A 22,631-nucleotide genomic window follows, 5' to 3' on the forward strand; every position below is an offset into this window, starting at 1 on the left:
GGCGATTACGCTGCACGTCATGACCCCCGCCGCCCCCGCCTACCGTCGTCTCAGTGTCGAGGAGCGCCGCAGCCAGCTGCTCGAGGCCGCGCTCTCGCTGTTCGCGCACCGGGTCCCCGAGGACGTCTCGCTCGACGACGTGGCGGAGGCCGCCGGTGTGTCCCGGCCGCTCGTCTACCGGTACTTCCCCGGCGGCAAGCAGCAGCTCTACGAGGCTGCCCTGCGCTCCGCCGCCGAGGAGCTGCACCACTGCTTCGACGAGCCCCACGACGGCCCGCTCCTCCCCCGCCTCGCCCGGGTCCTCGACCGCTATCTGACCTTCGTCGGCCGCCATGACGCCGGCTTCAGCGCCCTGCTCCAGGGCGGCAGCGTCGTCGAGACCTCGCGGACGACCGCCATCGTTGACGGCGTACGACGGGCCGCCGCCGAGGCCATCTACAGCCACCTGGGGGTTCCCGCCCCCGGGCCGCGGCTCCGGATGACCGTACGGATGTGGATCACCGCGGTCGAGGCGGCCTCCCTCATCTGGCTCGACGAGGACAAGCAGCCGCCCGTCGACGAGCTGCGGGACTGGCTGGTCGACCAGTTCGTCGCCGTCCTCACCGTGACCGCGGCGCGGGACGCGCAGACCGCCGAGCTGGTCCGGGGTGAGCTGACCGCCCGGACCTGATCGACACTGGTGCGGTGAAGAGCGAAGACACCCCCTTCGAGGGCGGCCCCATGGACGGCCGGGTGCTCCCCGTGCTGCTCGGCCCCACCGGGCACCCGCCGAAGACGTACCGGATCCCCGTCCCCGACTCGGCCGGCGGCCCGCCCACCGTCCTGGTCTACCGGCGCGTGCCCCGCGGCCACAGCAAGAAGCTCGGACTGCCCCAGGGCTGGAAGTACGAGTACGCCGCCGAGGGCGACAAGGGGAGGGGGAGCGGCGCGTTGGGCGGCCTGGGCGGACTGAAGTGGCCGTGGTCGAAGCCCGGCACCGAACCGGACACCACCGCCGACAGCACACCCGGCACCACAGGCGACCCCGCGCCCGGCACCACAGGCGACCCCGGGCCCGGCACCACACGCCGCTCCGGGCCCGACGCCACGCCGGGCGGGCGGCGGGATGACGCCGACGAGTGACCGGTTGCGCCGAACCGCGCACCTTTGGCGCGCGGGCCACGTCCGCACGCCTGATGCTCTCCGTACGGGGTGGAGGGGCCACCCCGCAACGGAGGTGATGGTGTGTCAGGAAGGTTGCTGCGTCTGGCCTGTACGGTTTCCACGGCGGCGCTCGCCGCACAGGCCGTCCTGGCCTCCGGGCTCGCCGTGGCCGCACCGCGCTCCCCGGAGCCCGGAGAACAGACCGTGACCGCGCCACGGGCCCCGGACCCGGACGAACCACCGGTCACCGCGCCGGAGACCCCGAATCCGGGCGAACCGTCGGTGGCGGAGGCGGAGGCCTCGGACGCCGACGGGCGCACCGTGGCCGAACTGCTGACGGAGCTTCAGCGGCTGTATCAGGAGGCCGAACGGGCCACCGAGGCGTTCAACGCCACCGAGGAGCAGCTGGAGCGGCGCCGGGCCGAGACCGGGCGGCTGGACGCCGACCTGGTGAAGGCCCGGCTCTCCCTGCACCGGAGCCGGGGCGCGGCCGGACGGCTGGCCCGCCAGCAGTACCAGGGCAGCACCGACATCTCCCCGTACGTACGGCTGCTGCTCGCCCGCGATCCACAGCACGCCCTCGACCAGGGGCACCTGATCGGCCAGTTGGCGCGCGAGCGGGCCGGGACGGTCGGGCGGCTGGCGAGCGGCGAACGCAGGGCCGACGGACTGGCGCGCAAGGCCCGCGCCGTCCTCGACGAACAGCTCACCCTCACGGAGCGCAGGAAGAAGGAGCGCGACGACGTGCGCCGACGCCTGGACGACGTCGAAAAACTCCTCGCCTCGCTCAACGCCGAGCAGCTCACCGCGCTAGCCGAGCTGGAGAAGCACGGCGTCGCTCAGGCGCAGGAGAAGCTCGTGGCGTCCGGTGCGCTCGCCGAGGACCACAAGCCGTCGAAGGAGGGCGCGAAGGCCGTGCGGTACGCCGTACGGCAGCTCGGTAAGCCGTACGAGTGGGGCGCGGAGGGCCCGAGGTCGTACGACTGCTCGGGCCTGACGTCCGAGGCCTGGGGGCACGCGGGGACGCCGATCCCCCGCACCAGCGAGGAGCAGTGGGCGCGCCTGCCGAGGATCCCGCTGAAGGAGCTGCGCCCCGGCGACCTGGTGATCTACTTCCCCGGGGCCACCCATGTCGCGCTGTATCTGGGCGGGGGCAAGGTGGTCCAAGCGCCGAGAACCGGCGAGCAGGTCAAGATCACGGAGATCGCGGCCCAGCCGGTGCTCGGTGCCGTACGTCCGGACGCGCCGCCCGCTCAGGCGCCCGGAGCTCCCGCGACCGACCCCAGGTAGGCCGCCGTCTTCTCCGGCTCGTAGAAGAAGTTCTCGAAGTCGGCGGGGTCGTTGAAGGCGTTGGCGAAACGATCAGCCACCGGCGGCAGCTGTCCGGCCGCGCCCAGCAGGTTGATGATGTGCTCCGGCGGCGGGGCCAGCATCGCGTTGGTCCACTTGGTGACGTGGTGCGCGGTGTCCCAGTACCGGTCGAAGGTGGCGCGCATCCACTCCTCGTCGAACTCCTTCTCCCCGCGCTCGAGGATCGAGGAGAGATACGCGGCCGCGCACTTGGACGCCGAGTTGGAGCCCTGGCCGGTGATCGGGTCGTTGGCGACGACGACGTCGGCGACGCCGAGCACCAGACCGCCGCCGGGGAGACGGCCGACGGGGTTGCGGACGGTGGGTGCGTAGCGGCCGGCCAGGGTGCCGCCGGCGTCGGTCAGTTCGACCCTGGTGGCCCGCGCGTACTCCCAGGGCGTGAACTTCTCCATGAGCTCCAGGGTCAGGGAGAGGTGTTCCGCCGGGTCCTTGACGTTGTTGAAGACGTCCAGCGGGCCGCCGGGTATGCCCTCCCAGAACAGGATGTCCGCGCGGCCGGAGGTGGTGAGCGTCGGCATGACGAACAGTTCGCCGACGCCGGGGACGAGGTTGCAGCGGACGGCGTCGAGGTCCGGGTGCTCCGGACGGGGACCCAGGCCGTGGACGTAGGCGACGGCGAGAGCGCGCTGCGGCTCGTTGTAGGGGGAGCGCTCCGGGTCCCGGCCGAACATCTGGACGAGCTCGCCCTTGCCCGCCGAGACGAGGACGAGGTCGTAGGCGCGGGAGAAGTAGTCGAGGTCGGAGACCGCCGCGCCGTGGATCACCAGCTGGCCGCCGCGCTGGGCGAACGTCTCCATCCAGCCGGCCATCTTCACCCGCTGGTCGACGGACTGCGCGTACCCGTCGAGCCTGCCCAGCCAGTCGATCGCGCGCTGCGTCGGACCCGGGTCGTGCGAACCGGGGGCCGCCACCGAGACGCCGAGTCCGCCGATCTTCGGGGCCTGCTGCTCCCAGAAGTTCAGCTGGAGGTCGCGCTCGTGCTGGAGGGCCGTGTCGAACATGCACTGCGTCGACATGACCCGGCCGGAGCGGATCTCGTCCGCCGTCCGGTTCGACATCAGCGTGACCTCGTACCCGTGCGACTGGAGGCCGAGGGCGAGCTGGAGACCGGACTGGCCGGCTCCGACGACGAGTATCTTCCGCATGCGGGGAACTCTCCTTGAAGGGCCTTACTCGGGGGTTTCGTCGAGCGCGTGGCCCACCAGGGCCAGGAGGGTCTCGATCACCGAGATCCGGCGCCGCGCATCCATGATCATGACAGGTATGTGCGCGGGGATCGTCAGCGCCTCCCGCACGTCCACCGGCTCGAACAGCTCGCTGCCGTCGAAGTGGTTGACGGCGACGACGTACGGCAGCCCGCAGCTCTCGAAGTAGTCCAGCGCGGGGAAGCAGTCCTTCAGGCGGCGGGTGTCGGCCAGCACGACCGCGCCGATCGCGCCGCGCACCAGGTCGTCCCACATGAACCAGAACCGCTGCTGTCCCGGGGTGCCGAACAGGTAGAGCACCAGGTCGTCGTCGAGGGTCAGCCGGCCGTAGTCCATGGCGACCGTGGTGGTGACCTTCTCCGGGGTGCCGGTCAGGTCGTCGGTCCCCTCGCTGGCCTCGGTCATCAGCGCCTCCGTCTGGAGGGGCTCGATCTCCGAGACGGTCCCGACGAGGGTGGTCTTGCCGACGCCGAAACCGCCCGCCACCACGATCTTCGTGGCGATGGGGGCACGGGTGCGGTCCGTCTGCCAGGGCTGCAGGGGTTCGTCGGGCTCGGTCACGGGCTCGACGAGGGGGGTGACGCCAAAGGAGGAGGCGGCGTCAGAGACGACGGAGTCCACTCAGCACCCTTTCCAGCAGAGCGCGGTCGGGACGGCCCGTACCGTGAGCGGTACCGGTGCCGTACACACGGATCTTTCCCTGGTCCGCGAGGTCGCTGAGGAGCACCCGGACCACGCCGAGCGGCATCTTCAGCAGCGCGGCGATCTCGGCCACCGTGCGCATACGGCGGCAGAGTTCGACGATGGCCCGCAGTTCCGGCATGACCGTGGACTTGAGCGAGCTGTTCGTCAGTTCCTTGCGTTCTTCGGGCGCTTCGAGGGCCGCCACGAACGTCTCCACCAGCAGGACGTGCCCGAATCGGGTCCGGCCGCCGGTGAGCGAGTACGGGCGCACCCGGGCCGGTTTGCGGTCGCCGCCGCGGACGGGGAGCAACTGCCTGCCGCCCTCGGGCTGCGTCGGGACGGCGCTCATCGGACGCTCCCCGCCGTCCGGGACTCCAGGGACTGCCGTAGCTCGCTGCGCAGTTCCGGGGTCAGGACGTGGCCGGCGCGGCCCACGAAGAGGGCCATGTGGTACGCCACCACGCTCATGTCGCAGTCGGCGGAACCGTGCACACCGAGGAGCGAGCCGTCGCTGATCGACATGACGAAGAGGCTGCCCTCGTCCATCGCGATCATGGTGTGCTTCACCCCGCCGAACGCCATGAGCTTGGCGGCGCCGATGGTGAGGCTGCCGATGCCGGAGACGATGGTGGCGAGGTCGGCGGAGGAGCCGCGCGGGCCGGAGGGTTTCGTCTCGCGGGCCCGGCGTGCCTCGAGGTTGCGGCCTGGGTCCGAGGACAGCAGGAGCAGGCCGTCCGAGGAGACGACGGCGACGGACTGGATGCCGGGTACCTCCTCCACGAGGTTGGTCAACAGCCAGTGCAGGTTTCGGGCTTCACTGCTCAGTCCGAAGGTACTGGGCGCGGTCAACTGCTTGCCTCCTCGACTGTGCCCCCCGTGTCATCTTCGGCGTGTGCGTGTGCTTCTTGAGCTGTTTCTCGGGCTGTCTCGGGGGACGGTGCCCGGTTCTGGCCCGTCCGTTCGGCGATCTCCGCTTCCACGTGCCGGTAGCCGGCCTCCGCCCCCCGGCGGAAGCCGCCCAGACGGCGGCGGAGGGCGTCCGCGTCGACGGAACCGGTCCGCTGGCGCGGGGCTTGGGTGGGTGCGGTGATCTTGGGGGTGCGTTTCGGCAGGCCCTTGTCCGTGACGAGCTCTTCCGGGGCGTCCGGCGTGCGGGCGTGTTCCGCCTCGGACTCGCCCTCGGCGTGCGCTTCGTCAGGTGCGGGTGGGCTCTGTGGGGTGTACGCGCGGTCGGCGGTCGCCGGGTCGATGCCGAGATCGAGGACCGCGGCGGTGTCCTGCTCCCCCGCCTCTTCCGCCTCCCCGCCCTGCGGGGTCGGCAGCAGAAGTTCCATCGTCGTCTCGGCCGGCGTCTCGACCGGGAACCGCGGCACGGACCGTGCCGAACTCCCCGGCGGGACGGGCGTCGACGTCTCGTCCGGGAACCGCGGCGCGGTGTCGGGCGAAGGCCTCGACGGGGTCGCCGCCGACGCGTCATCGGCGAACCGCGGCGCGGGGTCCGCCGAGGTCACCGTCGGGTTCGCCGTCAAATTCGCCGTCGGCGTTTCCGGTGCGGGCTCCGTCTGTCGTACCGCCCGCTCCGCCAGGGCGACCAGCGGGTCCGGGTCCGTGGGCTTCGTGCGGCCCGGCAGGACATTGGAGTTGGCTTCCGCGTCCGCGCCCGGCAGCGAGAAGCTCTGGGGGGTGGCGGAGGCCGGACTCGTCATCGGGATCGCGGCGGCCGGGGCAGCGGCGAGCAGCGCGGTCGGCAGGACGACGACCGCCGCCACCCCGCCCTGCTTCTGCTCGCGCAGCCGCACCCGTACGCCGTGCCGGTGGGCGAGCCGGGCCACCACGTACAGGCCGAGGCCGAGACCCTCCTCACCCTCCTGGTCGTACGGCGTCTCGGGGTCGAACTCGGCGAGGCGGGCGTTGAGGCTGCTCAGCCGCTCCTCGGCCACCCCGATGCCCTCGTCCTGGACGGAGAGCATGACCTCGCCGTTCTCCAGGAGCCAGCCGGAGACCTCGACGGGCAGGTCCGGCGGGGAGAACGCGGTGGCGTTCTCCATGAGTTCGGCCAGCAGATGGGAGAGGTCGTCCGCGGCGAAACCCGCCACGTGCGCGTGCGGAGGGAGTGCGGAGATGCGCACCCGCTCGTAGCGCTCGATCTCGCTGACCGCCGCGCGGACCACGTCCACCAGCGGGATCGGGCCCGCGTGCTGCTGGACGTGCTCCGTCCCGGCCAGGACCAGCAGGTTCTCGCTGTGCCGGCGCATGACCGTGGCAAAGTGGTCGAGCTTGAACAGCGTGGCCAGCCGGTCGGGATCCTGCTCGCGCTCCTCCAGCCCCTCGATGACCGCCAGTTGGCGTTCGACGAGGCCCAGGGTGCGCAGCGCGAGGTTGACGAAGGTGCCGCTGATGCTGTCCCGCAGGCCCTCCAACTGCGCTGCGGAACCGGCGAGTTCGGTGCGCAGTTCCTCACGTGCGTCCGCCATCCGCTGGCGCTGTCCGACGAGGTGCTTGCGGTCGGACTCCAGGGTGCCGACCCGCTCGTGCAGAGCCACGGCGTGCTCGTGCAGGGCGTTGACGGACCGGACGACCTGGGCGAACTCGTCGTTGCGGCCGGTGAACCGGACCGGTTCCTCCACCGCCGGGTTCTCGGCCTTCGCCAGCCTCGCCGAGCCCCGGCGCAGGACGGACAGCGGGCGGGTGAGGCTGCGGGCCATGCCGGTGGCGACGACGACCGACAGCAGCATCAGGGCCCCGAGGAGGGTGACGCGGAGCTCCAGGTCGGTGACGTCGTCGTCCCGCAGCGTGGCGAGGTCCTCGCCGCGTCGGCCGTACAGGGAGGACTCGACCCCGCGCATCAGGTCGACCCGGGCGGAGAGCGCGGCGTCCAGCTTCTTGACGCTGGTGTCGAGTTCGCGGGCGCTCAGTTCCGGCTGGTCGGTGAGGGAGGCGAGGTAGGTCTCGGCGGTGTCGGCGTCACCGCCGGTCACCGTGGAGTCGTAGGAGGCCACCGCCTCCTGGGGCGCGCCCTCCCGGAAGTCCGCGAGGGCCGCGTCGGAGCGCAGCCGGGCCTGCTGCGCGGCGGCCGTGAGGGCGTCGCGCTGCTTGGTGTCGGTGTCGGAGGAGACCTTCTTCGTGGTCGACCGGCCGGTGACGGGGTCGTAGTCGGTCTTGGTGGTCGTCGGCACGTTCAGCGCCGCGAGCAGCAGTCCCCGGGTCGCGGAGGCCTGCTGGACGGCGGTGTCGAGTTCGGCGAGGGCGTACGCGCCGGAGCCCGCGCGCGGCGGCATCTGCTCGGCCAGCCGGTCGACGAGCACGTGCAGCGCGGTGATGGCCTCGGAGTACGCCTCGTGCGCCTGGAGCGCGGTGCTCTTGCCGGTGAGTGCCGACTGGCGCACGGACGGCACGGCGGCGAGGGCCTCGCGCAGCGCTGCGGAGACCTCCGTGTCGGCGGTCAGCTCGCGCGCCTGCCGGTCCACCCGGGCGCTGCCCTGGGTGGAGGGGGCCTCGGTCTTCACCCGGCCGGCCGCCACGTAGGTGGTGACCTCGTCGCGCTCGTCCGCCAGGGACTGGGCGAGGGCGAGGGCGTCCTGGGTCTGCTCGGCCAGGGTGACCAGGTCCTGGGAGTCCTTCAACTGCCCGGAGGCGGCGAGTATGGAGGGGGCGCCCGCCCCGGCGACGGCGGCGGCCACGACGGCCACCGCGACGATCAGCCGGTTGCGTACATGGGTCGGACGGCCCTTGCCGACAGGGGTACGCTCCGCGCCCCCCTCGGAGGCCGTCTGCCTGCCTGTACGCCGAGGCCGCGTCTTCTGCACCGGTGCTCGCATTCCTGACTCGTGTGCCATGGGCCGGAGGTGACGCTCCGTCAACTGGTGCGTACGTCCGGTACGGTTCCCGACCCTCCCAGTGCCGGTGGGCAGGGGCCGCGCATCGCTTGCCCCGCCACCCGAAGGAGTGAACATCGGAGGGGAGCGGGCGGGCAAGTTCCTCTGGCGTGTGCACCCGCCTTGCCCGGCTGGCCGGTTGGACGTGGGCGGCGGGCTTTGACAGTATTCGCCGCCACGCCTTCCCGGAGTGCTTCATTCCCGCCCAAACCAGGCGTCTGACCTGCGACAGTACGTAAGTTCGGGGAGTGATGCCAGCCTTTCGCGAAGGCTGTGAAGGGGTCGTGCAGACTGGCCGAATGCGTACGGAACTTGTGTCGGAGGCCGGTGATCGGGCCCGCCCCAACGAGGACTTCGCGAGTGTCGGACTTCCCGCCTCCGGACAGGGCGGTTCGCTCGTCCTGCTGGACGGAGTGACGCCGCCGCCGGGCGGCGCGGGCTGTCTGCATTCGGTCCCCTGGTTCACCGCGCGGTTGGGCGGCGCCCTGACCGAACTGACCGTTTCACTCCCGGATGTTCCGCTGGTCGAGGCACTCGCCCTCGCCATCGCGCGTACCGCCGGGGCCCATGCCGAAACCTGTGACCTTTCTCACCCACGCACCCCACAGGCCACCGTGGTCCTCGCGCGATGGTCGCCGCGGACCGTCGAATACCTGGTCCTGTGCGACGCGACGCTGCTGCTGACGGCCCCGGACGGCACGGTCACCCCCGTCCGCGACGACCGGCTGGCCCGCCTGCCGCGCGCCCTGCTGCGGAGCGCCGAGGTCGTCGACGGCACGCTCCGCAACAAGGAGGGCGGGTTCTTCACGGCCGCGGCCGACCCCGCGGTGGCCGCCCGCGCGGTCACCGCGAGCGTGCCGCGCGCGGAGGTCCGCGCGCTGACCGCACTGTCGGACGGGGCCACCCGCTGGGCGGAGGTCTTCCGGGAGGGCGACTGGACGGACCTGGGCGCCCTCGTCGGCGAGGAGGGCGCCCGGGCGCTGGTGCGGCGGGTCCGGGAACTGGAGCGCGCGGACGACCACGCCGGGCGGTCGCTGTTGGGCCGGGCGAAGACGCACGACGACGCGACGGTGGTGTGTGTCGAGCTCTGAAGGGCGCGGACGCGGCGGTGCTCCTTCGGGTCAGACCCCCTCGGGTCCGCTCCGGATCACTTCTCCATCCCCCGGTTCAGCTGGCCGAGCAGCCGGGCCAGTTCCCCGACCTCTCTGCGGTCCCAGTCGGAGAAGTGGCTGACGTACCGCTCGCGACGGGCCTGGCGGACCCTGCGCACCCGGGTGCGGCCCTCCTCGGTGAGGTCGACCAGCCAGGCGCGGCCGTCCGCCGGGTCCGGCGCACGGGCGACCAGGCCGAGCTGCTCCAGCGCGCGCAGCTGGCGGGACATGGTGGCCTTGCCGACGCCGATGTAGCCGGCCAGTTCCGTGGCGCGCTGACGGCCGCACTCCTCCAGCCGGACGAGGAGCCCGTAGGCGGCGGACTCCAGGTCCGGGTGGACCTCGCGGGCCATCTCCCCCTGGTTGGCGCGGGCGCGGCGCAGCAGCACCGTGAGCTCCCGCTCCAGGGACAGGAACTCCCGGTCGCCCTGCTCCACACCACGCGACGGCTTCCCGCCGTCTGTGTCCTCGTGCACGTCAGCACCCCTGATCTCGCCGGTCGCTGCCGTCGGTGCAGCTCACTCAGTATTTCGCAGGCCCGGCCCGGCGGCGGTTCGGCTGCGCACCGGACACGGGGAAGGCCCGGGTCTCCGTCACAGGACCCGGGCCCTCCCCGTCCGGTCGCCGCGGACGGCGCCCCCCTCCGGGGGCGCGGTCTCACGCCGCGACCGGGACCTCCGGCGCCGCACCGCTCGTGGCGGGCGCGAGCGCCAGTTCCAGGACCTGGCGGACATCCGTGACGGCGTGGACGTCCAGCTTGTCCAGCACCTCCGCCGGGACGTCGTCCAGGTCGGGCTCGTTGCGCTTGGGGATGATCACCGTGGTGACACCCGCCCGGTGCGCGGCGAGCAGCTTCTGCTTCACACCGCCGATCGGCAGGACCCGGCCGGTGAGGGAGACCTCGCCGGTCATCGCCACGTCCGTGCGGACGAGCCGGCCGGACAGCAGGGACGCGAGGGCCGTCGTCATGGTGACGCCGGCGCTCGGGCCGTCCTTGGGGACCGCGCCCGCCGGGAAGTGGATGTGCACGCCCCGGTCCTTCAGGTCGCCCACCGGCAGCTCCAGTTCGGCGCCGTGGCTGCGCAGGAAGCTGAGCGCGATCTGCGCCGACTCCTTCATCACGTCGCCGAGCTGACCGGTGAGGGTCAGGCCCGCCGCGCCCGTCTCCGGGTCGGCCAGCGACGCCTCGACGAAGAGGACGTCACCGCCGGCGCCGGTGACCGCGAGACCGGTCGCGACACCGGGCACCGCGGTCCGGCGCTCGGACGGGTCCTGGGCGGACTCGGGCACGTGGTGCGGCCGGCCGATCAGACCGCGCAGATCCTCGTCCCCGATGGTGAACGGGAGTTCCCGCTCGCCCAGTTCGTGCTGGGCCGCGACCTTGCGCAGCAGCCGCGCGATGGACCGCTCCAGGGTGCGCACCCCCGCCTCACGGGTGTACTCGCCGGCGAGCTTGCGCAGCGCGCTCTCGTCGAGGGCCACCTCGTCCTTGTCCAGGCCCGCCCGCTCCAGCTGGCGCGGGAGCAGGTGGTCACGGGCGATGACGACCTTCTCGTCCTCGGTGTAGCCGTCGAGGCGGACCAGCTCCATGCGGTCGAGCAGGGCCTCCGGGATGGCTTCGAGCACGTTGGCGGTGGCGAGGAAGACCACGTCCGACAGGTCGAGCTCGACCTCCAGGTAGTGGTCGCGGAACGTGTGGTTCTGCGCCGGGTCCAGGACCTCCAGCAGGGCGGCCGCCGGGTCGCCCCGGAAGTCGGATCCCACCTTGTCGATCTCGTCGAGGAGCACGACCGGGTTGAGCGATCCGGCCTCCTTGACGGCCCGCACGATCCGGCCGGGCAGCGCGCCCACGTAGGTACGGCGGTGGCCGCGGATCTCGGCCTCGTCGCGGACGCCGCCCAGGGCGACGCGGACGAACTTGCGGCCCATGGCGTGGGCGACGGACTCGCCGAGGCTGGTCTTGCCGACGCCGGGCGGGCCGACGAGCGCGAGCACGGCACCGCCGCGCCGGCCGCCCACGACACCCAGGCCGCGCTCACCGCGCCGCTTGCGCACCGCGAGGTACTCGGTGATCCGCTCCTTCACGTCGTCCAGCCCGGCGTGCTCGGCGTCCAGGACGGCACGGGCGCCCTGGATGTCGTACCGGTCCTCGGTCCTTTCGTTCCACGGGAGTTCGAGGACGGTGTCCAGCCAGGTGCGGATCCAGGAGCCCTCGGGCGACTGGTCGCTGGACCGCTCCAGCTTGTCGACCTCCTTGAGGGCGGCCTCGCGGACCTTCTCGGGCAGGTCGGCGGCCTCGACGCGGGCACGGTAGTCGTCGGACTCCTCGCCCTCCTGCTCGCCGTTGAGCTCGCGCAGCTCCTTGCGGACGGCTTCGAGCTGGCGCCGCAGCAGGAACTCGCGCTGCTGCTTGTCGACGCCCTCCTGGACGTCCTTGGCGATCGTCTCGGCCACGTCCTGCTCGGCGAGGTGGTCGCGCAGCTGCTGGGTGGCGAGCTTCAGGCGGGCCACCGGGTCGGCGGTCTCCAGGAGCTCCACCTTCTGTGCGGTGGTCAGGAACGGTGAGTAACCGGAGTTGTCGGCGAGCGTGGAGACGTCGTCGATGGCCTGGACGCGGTCGACGACCTGCCAGGCGTCGCGCTTGCGGAGCCAGGCGGTGGCGAGCGCCTTGTACTCCTTGACGAGTTCGGCGACATGACCGGGCAGCGGCTCGGGGACGCTCTGGTCGACCGTCGTCCCCTCGACCCACAGGGCCGCGCCCGGCCCGGTGGTGCCGGCGCCGATGCGCACACGGCCACGGCCGCGGATCAGCGCGCCCGGGTCGCCGTCGGCCAGCCGGCCGACCTGCTCGACGGTGCCGAGCACACCGGTGCTCGCGTACGTCCCGTCGATGCGCGGGACCAGGAGTACCTGGGGCTTGCCGGGCGTTGAACGGGCGGCGGCCTGTGCGGCCTCCACCGCGGCCCGTACGTCGGTGTCGTTGAGGTCCAGCGGAACCACCATGCCGGGGAGTACGACCTCGTCATCGAGAGGCAGCACGGGCAGAGTGAGCGGAGCGGACGTCGATGCCATGATCTCCCCTTCGGCAGTCAAGTTGAGCTATGCCGACTCAATGCACGTGAGTCCTCGAATGTTCCCCATGGTGCGCCCCGTTCGCTGTGGGCGATCACGACTGTCGTCCCGCAGGCCTTCGGGCATACGGTTGGCGTAATAGTCGTAGCCATATAAGGGCTATTACCAGGGGGTCTCTGTGGATCGGTTCGTCCGGGCGTGGGTGGACGGCTGGGTCGTGTCGCGCGGGGCGGCGCCGCCCCTGACCGAGCCGTGGGGCTGGACCATCGACGTGGGAACGGGAACCCATCACGTCAGCCGGCACGTGCTGGGCGCGACGAACGACGCCGTGCGGGAGCCGGTCGTCCGAAAGGTGGCGGGCTCGGTGACCGGGGCCGGTGTGTGGCTCAAGGTGTTCGCCGACCCGGCGGTGGCCGGGCCCTGGCTGGGCCCCGGCTGGTGGATCGACCCCGAGCCCGGCTTCCTGATGACGGCCCCGCTCACGGACGCGCCGCCCGGCTGCGCCCCCGACGGCTACCGGACGCGCACCTGGTCGCGCGGCGGCGTGACCCGCACCATGATCGCCGCCCCGGACGGCTCCCTCGCCGCGCGCGGGCAGATCGCACCGACCGGCGCGACGGCGGTCGTCGACCAGATCGAGACCTCCCCCGGCCACCGCCGCCGCGGGCTCGGCGCCCTCGTCATGCGGACGCTCCACCGCGCGGCGGTCGAACAGGGCGCCAGGACCGGCGTTCTGGGCGCGACCCCGGACGGGCGGGCACTGTACGAGTCCTTGGGCTGGCGCGTCGAGTCCTCGCTGACCAGCGCGAAGTTCACGGGGGACACGCAGGGGTGACGTCCGGCGGCCCCGGGGGCGCACCCTGCGGAGTCGCACGACGGGGCGCGCCCCTCGCGCCCCCTCCCCGTACCCCGCCCACTTCCGGCATTCACCCCTAAGTCGCCCGCCGCCCCGACCACAATGCGCCTATGACCGATGACTGGAAGCGACGTCTCGACGCCCTCCACGCCGACCTGGTCCGCCGTGACGACCCCGTCGCCTGGGTGACGGAGGCGGACGCCGTCGAGGCCTCGCGGCGTTATCCGCACATCGCGCTGCGCGGACCCGTCTTCGGTATCGCCGCGTGCGACCCGGCCGCCGCCGAGCCCGGCTGGCGGCTGCTGAAGCCGGTGGTGGACGGCATGCCCCAGCAGGCCCGGGACGGACTGAACTCGTACCTGTGGTTCAAGGCGAAGGACGGCCCGGGCGACCGGGCCGTCCGGCGTGAGCTGCTGGCGGCCGTGGCCGTGCTGGAGCGGGCTCCGGCCGACGAGGTGGAGGCACTGGGCGTGCGCTACCGGGTGGTGCGCGGCGACGAGTTCGCCCGTACCGGTGACGACGGTCTGGAGCCGCCCCGGCCCACCGACCTCGAGCCCCCCGACCCGTCGTGGGAGGACCCGGTCGCCGGCCCGTCGCCGGACGTCGGCTACGTCCTGGACCCCGACCGGGACGACGGCCCGATGGCGGGCGCCCTGCGGCTGGGCCTGCGCGACTTCACGTACACGGGCGCCCGCTTCCCGGCCGACGTGCGCGCGGACTCCGAATGGGCGGCCCGGACGCACCCGGACGTGGTGCGGCTGCCCGTCGGCTTCTCGGTGGCCGAACGCGACGACTCCGGCTGGACCCCGTGCGGGTCCCTGGCGGCGACCCCGCACGAGGCCCGCCGCTCGCTGTACGAGGGGATGGCCCGCGTCTGGGCGATGCTCTACCGCTTCGACGAGCGCAAGAAGATCCTGTACGCGCGGGCCGCGGAGGCGTTCCGGGCCGCCGGGCGGGCCGACGAGGCGAGCGTGGAGGGCCGCCTGTTCCGGATCTGCCGCGTCGAGCGGATGGTCCGCCTGGGCCCCGACGGCCCGGAACCGCCCCGCCCGTCGGACGTCGACGAGTACGGCCCCATGAAGCTCCACCCGACCCTGCACGAGGACGGCACGGTCCAGTTCGACGACTGACACCGGCAGGACGACTCCCGACCGGCCACTGACGGGTGACGACCGCCGGCTGACGCACGACGACCGCCGGCCATCGACCGACGACCGGTGGCCGCAGCCCGGCAACCGGCGTCCCGCCACCGGCATCCGGCGTCCCGCCGCAGGCGTTCCGTCACCGACGACCGGCGTCCCCCCACCGGCCATACGCGTCCCGCCACCGGCAACCGGCGTCACGCCGCAGGCCATACGCGTCCCGACACCGGCAACCGGCGTCCCGCCGCAGGCGTTCCGTCACCGACGACCGGCGTCCGCCCACCACCAGCCACGGCCCTGGCCCTGGCCACGGCCACCGGCGCGATCGTTCAGCAACCGGTAAGTCGTCGGCCCCCGTCCCGGTCCCAGCTGCGGACCCACGGCCAGGTGGCGACGCCTATCGCCAGGGCGATCAGATGCCCCCAGTTGGTCATCGGATCGGTGAAGGCGATCAGGTCCTGGAGCAGCATCCCGCCGAAGGCGACGAGGAGCGGCCCGCGCAGCCACGGCCGGAGCAGACCCGCCAGGGCGCCGACGCTCGCGGCGACGCCGAAGCTGATGCCGTAGTCGAGGCGGTGCAACGAACTGTCGGGCAGCCGGCCCACGAGCACCCCCAGGCCCACCGGGACCTCGGTCGCGAGGGTGGCCAGGACATGCCCGAGGAGGAAGACGGCGGCCGTACGGACTCCGCCGATGCGCCGTTCCAGCGTCGTGAGGACGACCAGGAAGCCGAGCGTGAAGGGGGAGGCGAAGCCACCCGCCACCCACAGCGCGCTGGCCACCAGGACCAGCACCGGTGTCCGCAGCAGATGCGCGACGTCCGTGCTGGCGCCCTGGTGCAGGGTGTGCACGAGGGCGGGGTCCGCGTGCGCGGTGGCATACGAGGTGCCGGCGAGGACCGCCGCGTAGGCGAGGGTGAAGGGGACGGGGATCCGGTACCGGCGGCGGGGGGCCGCTTCTGCGAGCGGCGCGGCGGCCGCCTCGGCCGACGGCCGGGCGCGTGACGGAGTGTGCTGGGCCGGGATGCCGTCCAGCAGCCCGGAGACGTCGGGCGGGGGCGGGCTCGTGGGTGCGGCCGTGCGTTCCACCGTGAGGCGCTCCTTCCGTTTCACCTCACTTTTCGCGCCGCGACTGTCCGCTGTCTGTGACCGACGCCACGCCTGAGCCGATTCACAGAAAGCTCTGAGACTTCTCCTGGCCGACTCCTACAAGTTCCGAACGCGCCTCCCACCCGTTCCGAACAGGCGTACGTCAATCGCATCCGCCGCACACGGAATTCCCTCAACGAACCGCCAGGAAAGTGCCAGGATGGGCTGATGCCCATCCCGTTCGACATCCCCGACGCCCCCGAAGTCCTGGACCGTCGCGAGGGCCCCTACGGCGAGGTGGTCCTGCGCCGGCACGGGGAGTTGCTCCAGATCATCGCCAACGGCTGCTTCCTGATGGACACCTCGGACGGCCGTTCCGAACGGCTGCTGGTCGACGCCGCGCTGGCCGCGCTGGCCGACCGCCCCTCGCCCGATCTGCTGATCGGCGGACTCGGAGTCGGCTTCTCCCTCGCCCACGCCGCCGCCGATCCCCGCTGGGGCGGTGTCACCGTCGTGGAGCGCGAGCGCGCCGTCATCGACTGGCATCTCGACGGCCCGCTGGCCGCGCTCTCCGGCGACGCTCTCGCCGATCCGCGGTCGAGGATCGTCGAAGCTGATCTGCTCGACTACGTCAATGAGACATGCGACACATTCGACGCGGTATGCCTCGACATCGACAACGGGCCCGACTGGACCGTCACCGAGGGCAACGACAGCCTCTACTCCGAGGCCGGACTCGCATGCTGCGCACGGGTGTTGAGACCCGGTGGGGTACTGGCCGTGTGGTCTGCCCGCCCCTCTCCGGAATTCGAGGGAACCATGGGGAATGCCGGGTTCCAACAGGTGCGTACCGAAGAGATCCCGGTTGCCCGAGGAGTGCCGGACGTCGTGCATCTCGCCGTCCGACCTGGATAGCAAAGCCGTGGTGACTCCCCGTACGCTGCACCCCTGACGCCGATCATTTACGCGTCAACCGCAGTCATGCGCAGACATGGGATCACCCCACTGGTTCCGGAAAGCACACTCAGGGGCGGGCGATGGAGCAGACACACACCGCACACAACACCGCGGCGACGGCGACTCCGGGAGCGCAGCGGCGCGTCCTGGTGGTCGAGGACGACCCGACGATCGTGGACGCCATCGCGGCCCGCCTGCGCGCCGAGGGATTCCTCGTGCAAACGGCGGGCGACGGCCCGGCGGCCGTCGACACGGCAGAGGCCTGGCAGCCCGACCTGCTGATCCTCGACATCATGCTGCCCGGCTTCGACGGCCTGGAGGTCTGCCGCCGTGTGCAGGCCTCCCGCCCGGTGCCGGTCATGATGCTCACCGCGCGCGACGACGAGACCGACATGCTGGTCGGGCTCGGCGTGGGCGCCGACGACTACATGACCAAGCCGTTCTCGATGCGGGAGCTGGCGGCGCGTGTGCACGTGCTGCTGCGCCGGGTGGAACGGGCCGCGATCGCGGCGACCACGCCGCGCAGCGGGATCCTGCGGCTCGGCGAGCTGGAGATCGACCACGCGCAGCGCCGGGTCCGGGTGCGCTCGGAGGACGTGCACCTCACGCCCACCGAGTTCGACCTGCTGGTCTGCCTGGCGAACACCCCGCGCGCGGTGCTCTCCCGTGAGCAGCTCCTCGCGGAGGTCTGGGACTGGGCGGACGCCTCCGGCACCCGTACCGTCGACAGCCACATCAAGGCGCTCCGGCGGAAGATCGGCGCCGAGCGGATCCGCACGGTGCACGGTGTGGGCTACGCGCTGGAGACCCCGACGCCATGAGCTCAGGGCCGGACGGACCGAGAAGCCCCGGGGAGCCCTGGGGTCGCGTGCGCCCGTTCTCGATCAAGACCAAGCTGGGTGCGCTGGTCGTCATCTCGGTGCTGATCACCACCGGTCTGTCGATGATCGCGGTGCACACCAAGACGGAGCTCCGCTTCATCACGGTCTTCTCGATGATCGCCACACTGCTGATCACGCAGTTCGTGGCGCATTCCCTCACCGCGCCGCTGGACGAGATGAACACGGTGGCCCGGTCCATCTCGCACGGCGACTACACCCGCCGGGTGAGCGAGAACCGCGGCGACGAACTGGGCGACCTGGCCCAGACGATCAACGTCATGGCGGACGAGCTGGAGGCGCAGGACCGGCAGCGCAAGGAGCTGGTGGCCAACGTCTCGCACGAGCTGCGCACGCCCATCGCCGGCCTGCGCGCCGTCCTGGAGAACGTCGTCGACGGGATCGCCGAGGCGGACACCGAGACGATGCGCACCGCCCTGAAGCAGACGGAGCGGCTCGGGCGGCTGGTGGAGACGCTGCTGGACCTGTCCCGCCTCGACAACGGCGTCGTCCCGCTGCGCACACGGCGCTTCGAGGTGTGGCCGTACCTGTCCGGGGTGCTGAAGGAGGCCAACATGGTCGCCTCGGCGCGCGCCACGATGGGCTCGGGCGGCAGCCACACGCGCACGGACGTCCATCTGCACCTGGACGTGTGCCCGCCCGAGCTGACCGCGCACGCGGACCCGGAGCGCATCCACCAGGTCGTCGCGAACCTGATCGACAACGCGGTCAAGCACAGTCCGCCGCACGGACGGGTGACGGTGAAGGCGCGGCGCGGCTCCCTCCCGGAGTCGCTGGAGATCGAGGTCCTGGACGAGGGGCCCGGCATTCCGCGCTCGGAGTGGCGCCGCGTGTTCGAGCGGTTCAACCGCGGGGCCGTCCGCCGGCCGCACGGTCCGGGCAGCGACGGCGGTACCGGGCTGGGTCTGGCGATCGCCCGGTGGGCGGTCGATCTTCACGGCGGCCGGATCGGTGTGGCCGAATCCGAGCGGGGCTGCCGGATTCTTGTCACTCTTCCGGGAGAGTCCTCCGTCCCAAGTTGACGTAAAGTTCGAACCGGAGCCACAAGATCCACCGACGTCCGCGCAGCCGGACACGTGTGATCAGGCAGCGGACCGTTCCAGGTCGGCACGGGTCCGCACGCTCGGCGTGCGCGACCGGGCATCAGCACACCCTTTTGACGCACAACCGCGCTTGTTTCCCGCCATTTACAGCCGCGAAACACGCTTTCCGATGTGACTTACACGACGATGCGCGGGCCCGGTCTGACCTTCACCCTCCAGGGGGCGTAGCCTTTATTCCCGCTGTCCATCACCTTGTGAAGCGGAAGAGGGCGGTTGCCGCCGTGTCGCCACAGTCCCCCAGTAACGCATCGAGCATCTCGACCGACGCAGACCAAGCGGGCAAGAATCCCGCGGCCGCGTTCGGACCGAACGAGTGGCTCGTCGACGAGATCTATCAGCAGTACCTCCAGGACCCGAACTCGGTAGACCGTGCCTGGTGGGACTTCTTCGCCGATTACAAGCCGGGGGCTGCCACGCCCTCGACTCCGGCGGGTACTGCGGCCGCGGGGGCCGCAGCGACCACCAGCGCACCCCCGGCGCCCGCCGCCCCGGCCGCCCCGGCCCAGGCGGCACCCACTGCTCCGGCACCCGCCGCCCCGGCTCCCGCCGCTCCGGCCCCCGCGCCGGCCGCGGCCCCGAGGCCCGCGGCGGCCGCTCCGGCTCCGGTGAAGGCGGCCCCGGCCGCCAGGCCGGCCGCCGCGAAGCCCGCGCCCGCCGCGGCCACGCCCGCCGAGGGGCCCGAGTTCGTGACGCTGCGCGGCCCGGCCGCCGCGGTCGCCAAGAACATGAACGCCTCGCTGGAGCTGCCCACGGCCACGTCCGTGCGCGCGGTCCCGGTGAAGCTGCTGTTCGACAACCGCATCGTCATCAACAACCACCTCAAGCGCGCCCGGGGCGGGAAGATCTCCTTCACGCACCTGATCGGCTTCGCGATGGTGCAGGCCATCAAGGCCATGCCGTCGATGAACTGGCACTACGCGGAGAAGGACGGGAAGCCCACCCTCGTCAAGCCGCCGCACGTCAACTTCGGCCTGGCCATCGACCTGGTGAAGCCCAACGGCGACCGCCAGCTCGTCGTGGCCGGCATCAAGAAGGCCGAGACGCTGAACTTCTTCGAGTTCTGGCAGGCCTACGAGGACATCGTCCGCCGCGCCCGTGACGGCAAGCTGACGATGGACGACTTCACCGGTGTCACGGTCTCGCTGACCAACCCCGGCGGTCTCGGCACCGTCCACTCGGTCCCGCGTCTGATGCCCGGCCAGTCGGTCATCATGGGCGTCGGCTCGATGGACTACCCGGCGGAGTTCCAGGGCACCTCCCAGGACACCCTGAACAAGCTCGGCATCTCGAAGGTCATGACGCTCACGTCGACCTACGACCACCGGGTCATCCAGGGCGCCGCCTCCGGCGAGTTCCTCCGCGTCGTCGCCAACGCCCTCCTCGGGGAGAACGGCTTCTACGACGAGATCTTCGAGGCGCTGCGCATCCCCTACGAGCCGGTCCGCTGGCTCAAGGACATCGACGCCAGCCACGACGACGACGTCACCAAGGCCGCGCGGGTCTTCGAGCTGATCCACTCCTACCGGGTCCGCGGCCACGTCATGGCCGACACCGACCCGCTGGAGTACCGCCAGCGCAAGCACCCCGACCTGGACATCACCGAGCACGGCCTCACCCTGTGGGACCTGGAGCGCGAGTTCGCGGTCGGCGGCTTCGCGGGCAAGTCCCTGATGAAGCTGCGCGACATCCTCGGCGTGCTGCGCGACTCGTACTGCCGCACCACCGGCGTCGAGTTCATGCACATCCAGGACCCGAAGCAGCGCCGCTGGATCCAGGACCGCATCGAGCGCGCGCACAGCAAGCCGGAGCGCGAGGAGCAGCTGCGCATCCTGCGCCGGCTGAACGCGGCGGAGGCCTTCGAGACCTTCCTGCAGACCAAGTACGTCGGCCAGAAGCGCTTCTCCCTGGAGGGCGGCGAGTCCGTCATCCCGCTGCTCGACGCGGTCATCGACAGCGCCGCCGAGTCGCGTCTGGACGAGGTCGTCATCGGCATGGCCCACCGCGGCCGCCTCAACGTCCTCGCGAACATCGTCGGCAAGTCGTACGCGCAGATCTTCCGCGAGTTCGAGGGCAACCTCGACCCGAAGTCGATGCACGGCTCCGGCGACGTGAAGTACCACCTGGGCGCCGAGGGCACCTTCACCGGCCTGGACGGCGAGCAGATCAAGGTCTCGCTGGCCGCGAACCCGTCCCACCTGGAGACGGTCGACCCGGTCATCGAGGGCATCGCCCGCGCCAAGCAGGACATCATCAACAAGGGCGGCACGGACTTCACGGTCCTGCCGGTCGCCCTGCACGGTGACGCGGCCTTCGCGGGCCAGGGCGTGGTGGCCGAGACGCTCAACATGTCGCAGCTGCGCGGCTACCGCACCGGCGGCACGGTCCACATCGTCATCAACAACCAGGTCGGCTTCACGGCGGCTCCCGAGTCGTCGCGTTCCTCGATGTACGCCACCGACGTGGCCCGCATGATCGAGGCGCCGATCTTCCACGTGAACGGCGACGACCCGGAGGCCGTGGTCCGGGTGGCCCGGCTGGCCTTCGAGTTCCGTCAGGCGTTCAACAAGGACGTGGTGATCGACCTCATCTGCTACCGCCGCCGCGGTCACAACGAGTCGGACAACCCGGCCTTCACCCAGCCGCTGATGTACGACCTGATCGACAAGAAGCGCTCGGTGCGCAAGCTGTACACCGAGTCCCTGATCGGCCGCGGCGACATCACCCTGGAAGAGGCGGAGCAGGCGCTCCAGGACTACCAGGGCCAGCTGGAGAAGGTCTTCACGGAGGTCCGTGAGGCCGTCACCGCCCAGCCGAACACGGGCTCGGAGTCCGACCCGCAGGCGGAGTTCCCGGTCGCCGTGAACACCGCGATCTCCACGGAGGTCGTGAAGCGGATCGCCGAGTCGCAGGTCAACATCCCCGACTACTTCCACGTCCACCCGCGTCTGCTGCCGCAGCTCCAGCGCCGGGCGTCGATGGTCGAGGACGGCACGATCGACTGGGGCATGGGCGAAACGCTGGCCGTGGGCTCCCTCCTCCTCGAGGGCACCCCGGTCCGGCTGTCCGGCCAGGACTCCCAGCGAGGCACCTTCGGCCAGCGCCACGCGGTCCTCATCGACCGCGAGACGGGTGAGGAGCACACCCCGCTCCAGTACCTCGCCGAGGAGCAGGCGCGCTACAACGTCTACAACTCCCTGCTGTCCGAGTACGCGGTCATGGGCTTCGAGTACGGCTACTCGCTGGCCCGGCCCGACGCGCTCGTGCTGTGGGAGGCGCAGTTCGGCGACTTCGTCAACGGCGCGCAGACGATCGTCGACGAGTACATCTCGGCGGCGGAGCAGAAGTGGGGCCAGACGAGCGGCGTCACGCTCCTGCTCCCCCACGGCTACGAGGGCCAGGGCCCGGACCACTCCTCGGCCCGCGTCGAGCGCTTCCTCCAGCTCTGCGCCCAGAACAACATGACGGTGGCCATGCCCACGCTCCCGTCGAACTACTTCCACCTCCTGCGGTGGCAGGTGCACAACCCGCACCACAAGCCGCTGGTCGTCTTCACCCCGAAGTCGATGCTGCGCCTCAAGGCCGCCGCGTCGAAGGCGGAGGAGTTCACGAACGGGCAGTTCCGCCCGGTCATCGGCGACACCTCGGTGCAGCCGAACGCGGTCAAGAAGGTCGTCTTCTGCTCCGGCAAGGTCTACTACGACCTCGAGGCCGAGCGGCAGAAGCGCGGGGTCACGGACACGGCGATCATCCGCCTCGAGCGGCTGTACCCGCTGCCGGGTGCCGAGGTCCAGGCCGAGGTCAACAAGTACCCGAACGCCGAGAAGTACCTGTGGGTCCAGGAGGAGCCGGCCAACCAGGGTGCCTGGCCGTTCATCGCCCTGAACCTGATCGACCACCTGGACCTGGCGGTCGGCGCCGACATCCCGCACGGTGAACGCCTGCGCCGCATCTCGCGCCCGCACGGCTCGTCGCCGGCGGTCGGTTCCGCCAAGCGCCACCAGGCGGAGCAGGAGCAGCTGGTGCGTGAGGTGTTCGAGGCCTGAGCCTTTGACCCTCGACAGCCCGTACGACGGCGAAGGGCCCGC

The 22,631-nt window shown here is 71.6% G+C and carries 17 protein-coding genes and 1 pseudogene; 10 read left to right on the top strand and 8 right to left on the bottom strand.

Annotated features, from left to right (window positions below):
* Nucleotides 1-19: 19 nt before the first annotated feature.
* The 3 genes and pseudogenes from ACIPFH_RS08515 (at nucleotide 20) to ACIPFH_RS08525 (ending at nucleotide 2,433) form a co-directional block, all read left to right on the top strand.
* Nucleotides 20-670: a helix-turn-helix domain-containing protein gene (locus ACIPFH_RS08515; RefSeq protein WP_356250027.1), complete on the top strand. Its 651-nt coding sequence runs from the start codon at nucleotides 20-22 to the stop codon at nucleotides 668-670.
* A gap of 14 nt (nucleotides 671-684) precedes the next feature.
* Nucleotides 685-1,017 (top strand): annotated as a pseudogene (locus ACIPFH_RS08520) (hypothetical protein); the annotation flags it as partial.
* Nucleotides 1,018-1,224: 207 nt separating this feature from the next.
* Nucleotides 1,225-2,433: an NlpC/P60 family protein gene (locus tag ACIPFH_RS08525; protein WP_401824381.1), complete on the top strand. Its 1,209-nt coding sequence runs from the start codon at nucleotides 1,225-1,227 to the stop codon at nucleotides 2,431-2,433.
* On the opposite strand, the gene ACIPFH_RS08530 is transcribed toward ACIPFH_RS08525, so the two are convergent.
* From ACIPFH_RS08530 to ACIPFH_RS08550, 5 genes are read right to left on the bottom strand one after another with little or no spacing between them, the layout of a single operon-like run.
* The gene (locus ACIPFH_RS08530; RefSeq protein ID WP_401824383.1) at nucleotides 2,397-3,659 is read right to left on the bottom strand and encodes a styrene monooxygenase/indole monooxygenase family protein; all 1,263 of its coding nucleotides are present in this window, start codon (nucleotides 3,657-3,659) and stop codon (nucleotides 2,397-2,399) included. The two genes, ACIPFH_RS08525 and ACIPFH_RS08530, sit on opposite strands and share 37 nt — an antisense overlap.
* Nucleotides 3,660-3,683: 24 nt before the next feature.
* Nucleotides 3,684-4,340, bottom strand: a complete 657-nt coding sequence (locus ACIPFH_RS08535) for a GTP-binding protein (protein WP_401824385.1) — start codon at nucleotides 4,338-4,340, stop codon at nucleotides 3,684-3,686.
* Nucleotides 4,321-4,752, bottom strand: coding sequence for a DUF742 domain-containing protein (locus ACIPFH_RS08540; RefSeq protein WP_401824387.1), 432 nt, complete (start codon nucleotides 4,750-4,752; stop codon nucleotides 4,321-4,323). Before ACIPFH_RS08540 ends, ACIPFH_RS08535 begins: the two co-directional genes overlap by 20 nt.
* Nucleotides 4,749-5,252: a roadblock/LC7 domain-containing protein gene (locus tag ACIPFH_RS08545; RefSeq protein WP_401824388.1), complete on the bottom strand. Its 504-nt coding sequence runs from the start codon at nucleotides 5,250-5,252 to the stop codon at nucleotides 4,749-4,751. The genes ACIPFH_RS08540 and ACIPFH_RS08545 overlap by 4 nt, the downstream gene beginning before the upstream one ends.
* Nucleotides 5,249-8,221: a nitrate- and nitrite sensing domain-containing protein gene (locus ACIPFH_RS08550; protein ID WP_401825107.1), complete on the bottom strand. Its 2,973-nt coding sequence runs from the start codon at nucleotides 8,219-8,221 to the stop codon at nucleotides 5,249-5,251. Before ACIPFH_RS08550 ends, ACIPFH_RS08545 begins: the two co-directional genes overlap by 4 nt.
* Before the next feature lie 356 nt (nucleotides 8,222-8,577).
* Here ACIPFH_RS08550 and ACIPFH_RS08555 point away from each other — a divergent pair, with 356 nt between their 5' ends.
* Nucleotides 8,578-9,369 carry a hypothetical protein gene (locus ACIPFH_RS08555; protein WP_401824390.1) on the top strand — a complete coding sequence of 264 codons (792 nt, stop codon included), beginning with the start codon at nucleotides 8,578-8,580 and terminating at the stop codon, nucleotides 9,367-9,369.
* Nucleotides 9,370-9,425: 56 nt separating this feature from the next.
* On the opposite strand, the gene ACIPFH_RS08560 is transcribed toward ACIPFH_RS08555, so the two are convergent.
* Together ACIPFH_RS08560 and lon are read right to left on the bottom strand one after the other, a co-directional pair.
* On the bottom strand, nucleotides 9,426-9,905 hold the full coding sequence (locus ACIPFH_RS08560; RefSeq protein ID WP_401824392.1) for a MarR family winged helix-turn-helix transcriptional regulator: 480 nt from the start codon (nucleotides 9,903-9,905) through the stop codon (nucleotides 9,426-9,428).
* Nucleotides 9,906-10,086: 181 nt separating this feature from the next.
* Nucleotides 10,087-12,501 carry an endopeptidase La gene (gene lon, locus ACIPFH_RS08565; RefSeq protein ID WP_401824394.1) on the bottom strand — a complete coding sequence of 805 codons (2,415 nt, stop codon included), beginning with the start codon at nucleotides 12,499-12,501 and terminating at the stop codon, nucleotides 10,087-10,089.
* Between the two features lie 178 nt (nucleotides 12,502-12,679).
* Here lon and ACIPFH_RS08570 point away from each other — a divergent pair, with 178 nt between their 5' ends.
* Nucleotides 12,680-13,336 (top strand): GNAT family N-acetyltransferase, encoded by a 657-nt coding sequence (locus ACIPFH_RS08570; RefSeq protein WP_401824396.1) that lies wholly within the window; start codon nucleotides 12,680-12,682, stop codon nucleotides 13,334-13,336.
* Nucleotides 13,337-13,467: 131 nt separating this feature from the next.
* Nucleotides 13,468-14,487, top strand: coding sequence for a DUF5954 family protein (locus ACIPFH_RS08575; protein WP_401824398.1), 1,020 nt, complete (start codon nucleotides 13,468-13,470; stop codon nucleotides 14,485-14,487).
* A gap of 341 nt (nucleotides 14,488-14,828) precedes the next feature.
* Here ACIPFH_RS08575 and ACIPFH_RS08580 read toward each other — a convergent pair whose 3' ends face one another.
* Nucleotides 14,829-15,587, bottom strand: coding sequence for a rhomboid-like protein (locus ACIPFH_RS08580; protein ID WP_401824400.1), 759 nt, complete (start codon nucleotides 15,585-15,587; stop codon nucleotides 14,829-14,831).
* Nucleotides 15,588-15,815: 228 nt separating this feature from the next.
* On the opposite strand from ACIPFH_RS08580, the gene ACIPFH_RS08585 reads away from it, so the two are divergent.
* The 4 genes from ACIPFH_RS08585 (at nucleotide 15,816) to ACIPFH_RS08600 (ending at nucleotide 22,589) form a co-directional block, all read left to right on the top strand.
* A complete protein-coding gene (locus ACIPFH_RS08585; protein ID WP_401824402.1) occupies nucleotides 15,816-16,502 on the top strand; it encodes a spermidine synthase in 687 nt (228 codons plus the stop codon).
* 122 nt (nucleotides 16,503-16,624) lie between these two features.
* Nucleotides 16,625-17,365 carry a response regulator transcription factor gene (locus ACIPFH_RS08590; protein ID WP_356250055.1) on the top strand — a complete coding sequence of 247 codons (741 nt, stop codon included), beginning with the start codon at nucleotides 16,625-16,627 and terminating at the stop codon, nucleotides 17,363-17,365.
* The gene (locus ACIPFH_RS08595; protein ID WP_356250057.1) at nucleotides 17,362-18,465 is read left to right on the top strand and encodes an ATP-binding protein; all 1,104 of its coding nucleotides are present in this window, start codon (nucleotides 17,362-17,364) and stop codon (nucleotides 18,463-18,465) included. Before ACIPFH_RS08590 ends, ACIPFH_RS08595 begins: the two co-directional genes overlap by 4 nt.
* 302 nt (nucleotides 18,466-18,767) lie before the next feature.
* Complete coding sequence (locus tag ACIPFH_RS08600) at nucleotides 18,768-22,589, top strand: multifunctional oxoglutarate decarboxylase/oxoglutarate dehydrogenase thiamine pyrophosphate-binding subunit/dihydrolipoyllysine-residue succinyltransferase subunit (protein ID WP_401824404.1); 3,822 nt, start codon at nucleotides 18,768-18,770, stop codon at nucleotides 22,587-22,589.
* Nucleotides 22,590-22,631 lie beyond the last annotated feature (42 nt).

This window comes from Streptomyces sp. NPDC088157, from assembly GCF_044741545.1.
GTDB lineage: Bacteria > Actinomycetota > Actinomycetes > Streptomycetales > Streptomycetaceae > Streptomyces.

What these genes read in the sequence shown, in the direction of transcription:
- lon (WP_401824394.1), bottom strand. Translation starts at nt 12,501, where the DNA reads ATGGCATCGACGTCCGCTCCGCTCACTCTGCCCGTGCTGCCTCTCGAT.
- ACIPFH_RS08585 (WP_401824402.1), top strand. Translation starts at nt 15,816, where the DNA reads ATGCCCATCCCGTTCGACATCCCCGACGCCCCCGAAGTCCTGGACCGT.
- ACIPFH_RS08575 (WP_401824398.1), top strand. Translation starts at nt 13,468, where the DNA reads ATGACCGATGACTGGAAGCGACGTCTCGACGCCCTCCACGCCGACCTG.
- ACIPFH_RS08555 (WP_401824390.1), top strand. Translation starts at nt 8,578, where the DNA reads ATGCGTACGGAACTTGTGTCGGAGGCCGGTGATCGGGCCCGCCCCAAC.
- ACIPFH_RS08590 (WP_356250055.1), top strand. Translation starts at nt 16,625, where the DNA reads ATGGAGCAGACACACACCGCACACAACACCGCGGCGACGGCGACTCCG.
- ACIPFH_RS08515 (WP_356250027.1), top strand. Translation starts at nt 20, where the DNA reads ATGACCCCCGCCGCCCCCGCCTACCGTCGTCTCAGTGTCGAGGAGCGC.
- ACIPFH_RS08530 (WP_401824383.1), bottom strand. Translation starts at nt 3,659, where the DNA reads ATGCGGAAGATACTCGTCGTCGGAGCCGGCCAGTCCGGTCTCCAGCTC.
- ACIPFH_RS08550 (WP_401825107.1), bottom strand. Translation starts at nt 8,221, where the DNA reads ATGCGAGCACCGGTGCAGAAGACGCGGCCTCGGCGTACAGGCAGGCAG.
- ACIPFH_RS08540 (WP_401824387.1), bottom strand. Translation starts at nt 4,752, where the DNA reads ATGAGCGCCGTCCCGACGCAGCCCGAGGGCGGCAGGCAGTTGCTCCCC.
- ACIPFH_RS08595 (WP_356250057.1), top strand. Translation starts at nt 17,362, where the DNA reads ATGAGCTCAGGGCCGGACGGACCGAGAAGCCCCGGGGAGCCCTGGGGT.